Annotated in this window: 6 protein-coding genes; 4 read left to right on the top strand and 2 right to left on the bottom strand. The window is 72.7% G+C overall.

Going from position 1 to position 8520, the window contains the following annotated elements; translation table 11 throughout:
* Both BI06_RS39155 and BI06_RS39150 read right to left on the bottom strand, forming a co-directional pair.
* On the bottom strand, nt 1–822 hold an 822-nt coding region (locus BI06_RS39155), incomplete at its 3' end, for an extracellular solute-binding protein (protein ID WP_043476528.1).
* Between the two features lie 653 nt (nt 823–1475).
* Nucleotides 1476–2234 carry a DeoR/GlpR family DNA-binding transcription regulator gene (locus BI06_RS39150; protein WP_037781705.1) on the bottom strand — a complete coding sequence of 253 codons (759 nt, stop codon included), beginning with the start codon at nt 2232–2234 and terminating at the stop codon, nt 1476–1478.
* 253 nt (nt 2235–2487) lie between these two features.
* On the opposite strand from BI06_RS39150, the gene nagA reads away from it, so the two are divergent.
* The 4 genes from nagA to BI06_RS39130 all read left to right on the top strand — a co-directional run.
* Nucleotides 2488–3717, top strand: a complete 1230-nt coding sequence (gene nagA, locus BI06_RS39145; protein ID WP_082559019.1) for an N-acetylglucosamine-6-phosphate deacetylase — start codon at nt 2488–2490, stop codon at nt 3715–3717.
* An 87-nt stretch (nt 3718–3804) separates the two neighbouring features.
* A complete protein-coding gene (locus tag BI06_RS39140) occupies nt 3805–4677 on the top strand; it encodes an SIS domain-containing protein (RefSeq protein WP_030398525.1) in 873 nt (290 codons plus the stop codon).
* 321 nt (nt 4678–4998) lie between these two features.
* Nucleotides 4999–7824, top strand: a complete 2826-nt coding sequence (locus BI06_RS39135) for a TIM-barrel domain-containing protein (protein WP_199523431.1) — start codon at nt 4999–5001, stop codon at nt 7822–7824.
* 170 nt (nt 7825–7994) lie between these two features.
* Nucleotides 7995–8520: 3'-5' exonuclease (locus BI06_RS39130; protein ID WP_043476527.1), on the top strand; the 526-nt coding region annotated here is incomplete at its 3' end.

The raw sequence follows: 8520 nt of genomic DNA, 5'->3' as shown, positions 1-8520 counted from the left end.
GCCGTTGAGCATGGCGGTCTTGCCGGCGGCGAAGTCGGCGAAGGCGGTCTTGCGGTCGGTGGTGGCCGGGTTGGCGTATGTGAGGCCCGGCTGCACCAGGTTGGTCTTGAGCCAGCTGAACGTGGCGACGTTGGCGGGGCTGTCGAGGGTGTAGGCGCCGCTGCGGTCGGTGTGGCCGCCGCCGTTGCCGAGCTCCCAGATCATGCTCTCGCCCTGGGCCTCCTCCGGGCCCAGCGGCAGGGCGTAGGGGGTCACGCCCGGCACCTTCGCCTTGATCTTCTCGGCGTCGGCCTTGAGTTCGTCCCAGGTGGTGGGGGGCTGGGCGATGCCGGCCTGCTGGAACAGGGCCTTGTTGTAGAAGAAGGCGCGGGCGGAGGAGACGAAGGGGATGCCGTACTGGGTGTCCTTGACCTTTCCGGCGTCGGCGAAGGTGGCGATCAGGTTGGCCCTGGTCGCGGTGGAGAGCACGTCCTCGGCCTTGTAGAGCAGGTCGTCCGCGACCTTGTCGGCGTAGCCGCCGGTCTGCAGCACGTCGGGGACGTTCCCGCTCTGGATCATGGTCTTGACCTGGCTGTCGATGTCGTTCCAGTTGATGACCTGGACGTCGACCTTGATGTCGGGGTGGGCCGCGGTGAAGGCGGCGGCGACGCCGTCCCAGTAGCCCTTGGAGCTGTTGGAGGCCTTGTCGCCGTAGTCGGCCGCGACCAGCTTGAGGGTGACGTTCCCGCCGCCGGAGCCGCTGGATCCGCCGCTGCCGCACGCGGTGAGCGTCAGCGCCGCGGTGGCGCACAACAGGGGGATGCCGAGGAGCCGCTTGTTCATGGCCGTGTACCGCCTTCGTCCTGCGAACCGGTGTTGCGAGGGGTGGGTTCGTTCCTGGGAGTGCAGAAGCCGAGCACCGCACCGGTGCGTCGCGGGGCTGGGGGAGGCCACCGCTCTGTGCACCTGTCGGCTGTTGAACGGGCGGCAAGCGACCATGGCTGCTTGATTGTGCTCGAAGACAGCCTTTTTCGCGCAAGTCTGAAGTGCCTGCCGCCCGTTGTGCACGGAAGTATTCACGAGGGGCGCCGGACGGTCTAGTTGCCGTTACCGGACCGTTGCGGACCGTGCGGTCGGCCGAGGGGTCCGACCGCTCCCGACGACAAGGCTCCGACGTATCGTCAGATTCTTTTCCCTGGCTGGTCGTAGTGGCTCGGTCGGGCGCGAAGGAGGTCGGTCGGAGTCTGCGGCGGCGGTCGCGCGGCGGGCCCGGGGGCGGCCGGACATTCGGACGGCCCGCCCTCTGCTCAATTTTGTTTGCAAGGGGTGCAAAAGCACGGAGTGTGCACGGACGCACGCGCGCCCGGAGGCACGCCGACGTCGAAGCCCCGGCTGCCGTGGGTCCGGGGCCGGGGCCGGGGCGAGTGGGTCGGGCTGAGTGGGTCGGGCTGAGCGGGTCGGGCGGAGCGGGTCGGCGAGCGGTCGGCCGACCGGGGTCAGGCGCGCAGTACCCGCACGCCGCAGCCGGTGACGGCCTTCTCCTGCGCGCCGGTCAACCCGTCGTCGGTGACGAGGTCGTGGATGTCCGTCAGCGGGCAGATCGCGGCGAAGGTCACCAGCCCGACCTTGCTGCTGTCCGCCAGGACGACGCAGCGCGAGGCACTGCGCAGGAAGGCCTGGTCGGTGTGGGCCTCCATCTCGTCGTGCGTGGTGCAGCCCTCGCCGGCGGTGAGGCCGTCGACGCCGATGAACGCGACGTCCAGGTGGTACTGCGAGAGCATCCGCTCGGCGGCCGGCCCGACCAGCTCGTAGCTGGCCGACCGCGCGATGCCGCCGACCACCACCAGCCGGATCTCCGGCCGGACGATCAGGTCGGCGGCGATGTTGACCGCGTTGGTCACGATGGTGACGCCGCCGCGCTCGGCGAGCACCCGGGCGAGCTCGCTGGTGGTGGTGCCGCCGGTCAGGCCGACCACGGCGCCCTCCGGCACCAGGCGTTCGGCGGCCAGGGCGATCCGGCGCTTCTCGGCCTGCCGCTTGCCGTGCCGGTGGCGCAGCGGCAGCTCCAGATTGACGGTTCCGGTCACCGCGCCGCCGCGGGTGCGGTGCAGCAGACCCTGGTCGTGCAGCTCCTGGAGGTCGCGGCGGACCGTCGCGGTGGAGACGCCCAGCAGCTCCGCCAGCGCGTGCACATCGGCGCTCCCCGCTTCGGTGACGTGAGCGAGGATCTTGGCGGTCCGGTCAGCTTTGAGCATGTCGGGGAGTCTAGACGAGGCTTGGTCCGTACCGCAGCGGCGGTCGGGGAAACCGGGGAACGGGGCTTCGGTGCTGGCGGGGCGGCAGGTATGCGACAAGTCACCCCTGGGGGCAGTCTGCTCGGAACTGATTAAAGTACCGGCACAGCGAACAATTTCGATCGACGCGCGCTGCCGACCGCCGCCCACTGCCAGGATCCGACCGGCGGGGCGGGAGGCCGGTGGCCCGCGTCCTCCTCCCGGAGGTGACCGCGTGACCGCGGACCTGCTCGCACTGTCCGGCGCCCGGCTGGTCCTGCCCGGCCGCGTCGTGGAGAACGGCCGGCTCTCGATCCGGGGGAGGGAGATCGCCGGTCTCGGCGGTACCGCCACCCCCGGCGATCTGGACCTGGCCGGGTACACCGTCGTGCCCGGCTTCGTCGACCTGCACGTGCACGGCGGCGGCGGCGCCTCCTACGCCTCCGGCATCGCCGAGGAGGCCCTGCGCGCCGCCCGCACCCACCTCGAGCACGGCACCACCACCACCGTCGCCTCCACCGTCACCGGCGAGATCGACGACCTGGCCCGCCAGGCCGCCGTGCTCTCCGAGCTCGCCGAGGACGGCGTCGTGGCCGGCGTCCACTTCGAGGGCCCCTTCATCTCCCGCAACCGCTGCGGCGCCCACCGCCCCGACCTGCTGCGCGACCCCGACCCGGCCCTGGTCCGCAAGCTCGTCGACGCCGCCCGCGGCCACGCGAGGATGGTCACCCTCGCCCCCGAACTGCCCGGCGGCCTGGACTCGGTCCGGATGCTCGCCGACCTCGGCGTGATCGCCGCCGTCGGCCACACCGACTCCGACTACAGCAGGACCCTGGAGGCGATCGGCGCCGGCGCCACCGTCGCCACCCACCTCTTCAACGCCATGCCCGGCATCGCCCACCGCGCCCCCGGCCCGATCGTGGCCCTGCTGGAGGACGAGCGGGTCACCGTCGAGCTCATCAACGACGGCGTCCACCTCCACCCCTCCGTGCTCGACCTCGCCTACGGCACCGCCGGCGCCTCCCGGGTCGCCCTCATCACCGACGCCATGGGCGCCGCCGGCATGGGCGACGGCCTCTACCCCCTCGGCCCGCTCCAGGTCGAGGTCAAGGACGGCGTCGCCATGCTCACGGACGGCAGCTCCATCGCCGGATCCACCCTCACCCTGGACCGGGCGCTGCGGCGCTGCCTCACCGTCGGGGGGCTCTCGTGGAACCAGGCCGTGGAGTCGCTCTCCACCGTCCCGGCCCGCCTGCTCGGCCTCGCCGACAAGGTCGGCACCCTGGAGACCGGCAAGCTCGCCGACCTCGTCGTGGTCGACTCCACCAGCTACGACCTGGTCGCCGTCATGCGCCGCGGCCAGTGGATCCTCGGCGGCGACCGCTTCGCCCCGATCACCACCGCCCGACCCGAGCCGACGCACCGAGGGGGCGGCCCCGAGGACATTCGGGATGCGCAGTGGTGATCGATGTGGTGATCGATATTGCGCAAAGCTGGCCTCGGGCTCTATAGATTAAGCACTATTGAGCAGGAACTGCTTGGAGGGACAGCCATGAGCCATGTGGACGTGGAGATCGCCAGCCAGCCCGACTGCTGGCGCCGCGCACTCGAGCTGACGCCCCGGGGGCTGCCGGAGCCGGGCGAGCGGGTGGCGGTGATCGGCTGCGGCACCTCGCTGTACATGGCGCAGGCCTACGCCGCCCTGCGGGAGGGTGCCGGGCTGGGGGAGACCGACGCCTTCGCGGCCTCGGAGTTCCCGCACCGGCGGCGCTACGACCGGGTGCTGGCGATCACCCGCTCCGGGACCACCACCGAGGTCGTCGAGGCGCTCGGCCGGGTGAGCTCGGGCGAGACCGTGGCCGTCACCGCCGACGGGGCGACCCCGGTCGCCGGTGCGGCCCGCTCCCTGGTGGTACTGGACTTCGCCGACGAGCGGTCCGTGGTGCAGACCCGGTTCGCCACCACCGCGCTGGTCCTGCTGCGCGCCCGGCTCGGGCTCGCCCCCGCGGACCTGCCGCGCCAGGCCGAGCTGGCGCTGGCCGAACCGCTGCCCGAAGGGGCCTCTGCCGCAAGGCAGTTCACCTTCCTCGGGGCCGGGTGGACCTGCGGCCTCGCCCACGAGGCGGCGCTCAAGGTGCGCGAGGCCTCGTACTCCTGGGCCGAGTCCTACCCGGCGATGGAGTACCGTCACGGGCCGGTCAGCGTCACCGCCCCCACCAGCGCCGTCTGGTTCTTCGGCGCCCCGCCCGCCGGACTGGAGGACGAGGTCCGGGCCCTGGGCGCCACCGTCTCGGTCTCCCCGCTCGACCCGCTCGCCGACCTGGTGCGGGCCCAGCGGCTGGCCGTCGAGGTGGCCGTCTCGCTCGGCCTCGACCCGGACCGGCCGCGCAACCTGACCCGCTCGATCATCCTGGACCGGCCGTGACCGCCCCGTCCGCGGCGCCGACCGGCCGCCGGGTACCGCGGTCGGAGGGAGGCCGGGTGTCGCGGTAAGCGCCCACCGGCCCGCCGGCCGGACCCTCAGCCCCTGTCGGACCGTCGCGGTCCGCGGGGGCCGAAGGTCGTTCCGTCGGCAGCACGGTCTGCTCGCGATCTGCAAATCTATGCTCAATATTGCTTGAAAGAGCCTCAGTTCAAGCACTTGACGACATGTCATGACCCTTGCTGTCATGGCGGGGCACCGCCCTCCCCGGCCTGCGGCCCCTCGCCGCGCGGGCCTTCCTCACTCCCTCCCCAGGAGGACAGCGTGAGCGCTGCCGCCGCCCCACCCACCCGCCGACCACGGGCCGTCCGCCACCGACGGACGGCCGCCGCCCTGATCCTGACCCTGCTCGGGGCCCTGCTGACCGCGCTCGGCCCGGCCCTTCCGGCCCGGGCCGCGACCGCCGGGAACGCCGCCTCGGTCACCCGCGCCGGTGACACCTTCACCGTCCGGACGTCCAGCGCCGCCGCCGCCCGGATCGTCGTCGCCCGCGCCGACGTGTTCCGGATCTGGCTCTCCCCGGACGGCTCCTTCACCGACGACCCGGCCGGCTCCGACCTCGCGACCACCACCTCCTTCGGCACGGTCGGCGCCACCCTCACCGACGCCGGCGCGTACTGGCGGATCGGCACCCCCGCCATCAGCCTGCGGATCAACAAGAAGCCGCTGACCTTCGCGCTCTACCGGGCCGACGACACCACCCTGGTGTGGGCCGAGTCGCAGCCGACCAGCTGGAGCGCCGGCCGCACCACCCAGTACCTCGGCCGCGCCGCGGACGAGCAGTTCTACGGCACCGGCCTGCACCTCGGCGAGTGGGCCCTGCGCGACCGGACCGTCCCGGTCGCGGTCTCGAACAAGTGGACCGAGGGCACCAACGCCAGCCCGGCGCCGTTCTACATGTCCACCAACGGCTACGGCGTCATGCGCAACACCTGGGCACCCGGCTCCTACGACTTCCGCACCCCGACCGCGCTCAGCCACGACGAGAAGCGCTTCGACGCCTGGTACTTCGCCGGCGACTCGCTCAAGGACGTGCTCGACGGCTACACCGACGTCACCGGCAAGCCCTTCCTCGCACCGATGTGGGGCCTGGAACTCGGCAACGCCGACTGCTTCAACGCCTCCAACCCGGCCTACCAGGGCGACCACAACCGCGCCCGCCACCAAACCACGCCCGACGTGGTCGGCTACGCCGCCGACGCCCGCGCCGCCGACATGCCCTCGGGCTGGATCCTGCCCAACGACGGCTACGGCTGCGGCTACACCGCCCTGCCGTCCACCGTCGCCGCCCTGAACGACAAGGGCTTCCGGACCGGCCTGTGGACCTCCACCGGCCTCTCCGGCATCGATCAGGAGGTCGGCACGGCCGGATCCCGGGCCGTCAAGACCGACGTCGCCTGGATCGGCAGCGGCTACAAGTACGCCTTCGACGGGGTCGAGCAGGCCGTCGCGGGCATCGAGGACAACTCCGACGCCCGCCGGTTCGTCTGGACCGTCGACGGCTGGGCCGGCACCCAGCGCAACGCCGTCGTCTGGACCGGCGACACCAGCGGCACCTGGGACGCCATGCGCTGGCACGTCCCCTCGATCGCCGGCGCGGGCCTGTCCGGCCTCAACTACGCCTCCGGCGACATCGACGGGATCTTCGGCGGGAGCCCGCAGACCTACGTCCGCGACCTCCAGTGGAAGGCCTTCACCCCGGCCTTCATGACCATGTCCGGCTGGGGCGCCACCAACCCCTCGGCCGGGTACCAGGACAAGCAGCCCTGGCGGTTCGCCGAACCGTACGCGTCGATCAACCGCAAGTACCTGCAGCTCAAGATGCGGCTGATGCCCTACCTCTACACCATGGGCCGGACCGCCAACGAGACCGGCGTGCCCTCCACCCGGGCCCTGGTGCTGGAGTACCCGGACGACCCGGTGGCCCGGGGCAACGCCACCTCCGGCGAGTTCATGGCCGGCGACTCCTTCCTGGTCGCACCGGTCGTCAGCGACACCGCCGTCCGCAACGGGATCTACCTGCCGGCCGGCAGCTGGACCGACTACTGGAGCGGCAAGGTCTACCAGGGCCCCGGCTGGCTCGACGGCTACGCCGCCCCGCTCGACACCCTGCCGCTGTTCGTCCGCTCGGGCGCGATCGTCCCGATGTGGCCGCAGATGAACTACACCGGCGAGAAGGCCGTCTCCACCCTGACCTACGACGTCTACCCGCGCGGCGACTCCACCTTCAGCCTCTACGAGGACGACGGGCTGACCCGCGCCTACCAGAACGGCGCCTACGCCCGGCAGCGGGTGGACGTGCACGCACCGGCCGCCGGCCGGGGCGACGCCGTCATCAGCGTCGGCGCGGCCGACGGCAGTTACACCGGGAAGGCCGCCGCGCGCGGCTACGAGTTCACCGTGCACAGCGCGACCGCGCCCACCTCGGTCTCGGTCGGCGGGACGCCGCTCCCGGCCCTGGCCGGCAAGGCCGCCTACGACAGCGCGAGCAGCGGCTGGTACTACGACCCGGCCGACCGCGCCGGGGTGCTGTGGGTCAAGGCCGGCAGCCGGTCCGAGGCGTTCACCGTGACCGCCGCCGGGATCACCGCGGCGCCCGGCACCCCGGTCGGCACGAGGTCCGCGCCGATCCCGCAGACCGGCTGGAAGGTCGTCGCCGCCGACAGCCAGGAGACCGCCGGCGAGAACGGCGCCGCCGCCAACGCGATCGACGGCAACCCCGCGACGATCTGGCACACCAAGTGGTCGGGCGGCGCCGCCCCGCTGCCGCACGAGATCCAGATCGACCTCGGCGCCCGCTACGCCGTCGACGGCCTCGGCTACCTGCCCCGGCAGGACGGCGGCGTCAACGGCCGGATCGGCCGGTACGAGGTGTACGTCTCCGACAGCACCACCGCCTGGGGCAGCCCGGTGGCCACCGGCTCCTTCGCCGACACGGCCGCCCTGCAACAGGCGTCCTTCACCGCCGCGTCCGGCCGCTACCTGCGCCTTCGGGTCCTGAGCGAGGCCGGCGGCCGGGGCTCCTGGACCAGCGCGGCCGAGATCACGGCCACCGGTGCCAAGGCGCCACCGGGAGCCGCCGGGGGCTGATCCCCCCGGCCGGGTCGCGACCCGAAGGCCCCCGGTCCGCGGACCGGGGGCCTTCGTGCCGTGCCGTGCCGTGCCGTGCCGTCGGCGTCGGCGACGGCGAGGGCGAGGGACGATCGGGCCGGGAAAACCCGGGTGACGCGAGGCAGCGAGTCTTCCTAGGCTGACGCCCCATGGACGTCAACGCGCACCTGCTGAACGTGGTCGATGTCGAGGCCACCTGCTGGGAGGGGCAGCCACCGCCCGGCCAGGTGAGCGAGATCATCGAGATCGGGCTCACCGTGGTCGACCTGCGGGCGGGCGAGCGCCTCGCCAAGCACCGGCTGCTGGTGCGCCCGGCCCGGTCGGAGGTGAGCGCGTTCTGCACCGGCCTGACGGGGCTGACACCGGCCGAGGTGGCCGGCGGCCTCTCCTTCACCGAGGCGTGCCGGACGCTGACGGCCCTGCACCGGACCGGCTCGGTCCCCTGGGCCAGCTGGGGCGACTACGACCGGAACCAGTTCACCCGGCAGTGCCGGCAGACGGGTGCGGAGTACCCCTTCGGCCGGCGCCACACCAACGCCAAGGTGGCCTTCACCGCCTCCTACGGCCTGCGCAGACGCCCGGGCATGGCCCAGGCCCTCACCGTGGCCGGCCTCCCCCTGGAGGGCCGGCACCACCGTGGCGACGACGACGCGTGGAACATCGCCGCCCTGGTCC

Origin of the sequence: Kitasatospora sp. MBT66, assembly GCF_000710405.2 — a bacterium.
Lineage (GTDB): Bacteria > Actinomycetota > Actinomycetes > Streptomycetales > Streptomycetaceae > Kitasatospora > Kitasatospora purpeofusca.
This window is presented reverse-complemented; position numbering and strand designations above follow the sequence as displayed.

Coding starts and splice junctions, on each gene's coding strand:
- BI06_RS39140 (WP_030398525.1), top strand. CDS start 3,805: ATGAGCCATGTGGACGTGGAGATCGCCAGCCAGCCCGACTGCTGGCGC.
- BI06_RS39150 (WP_037781705.1), bottom strand. CDS start 2,234: ATGCTCAAAGCTGACCGGACCGCCAAGATCCTCGCTCACGTCACCGAA.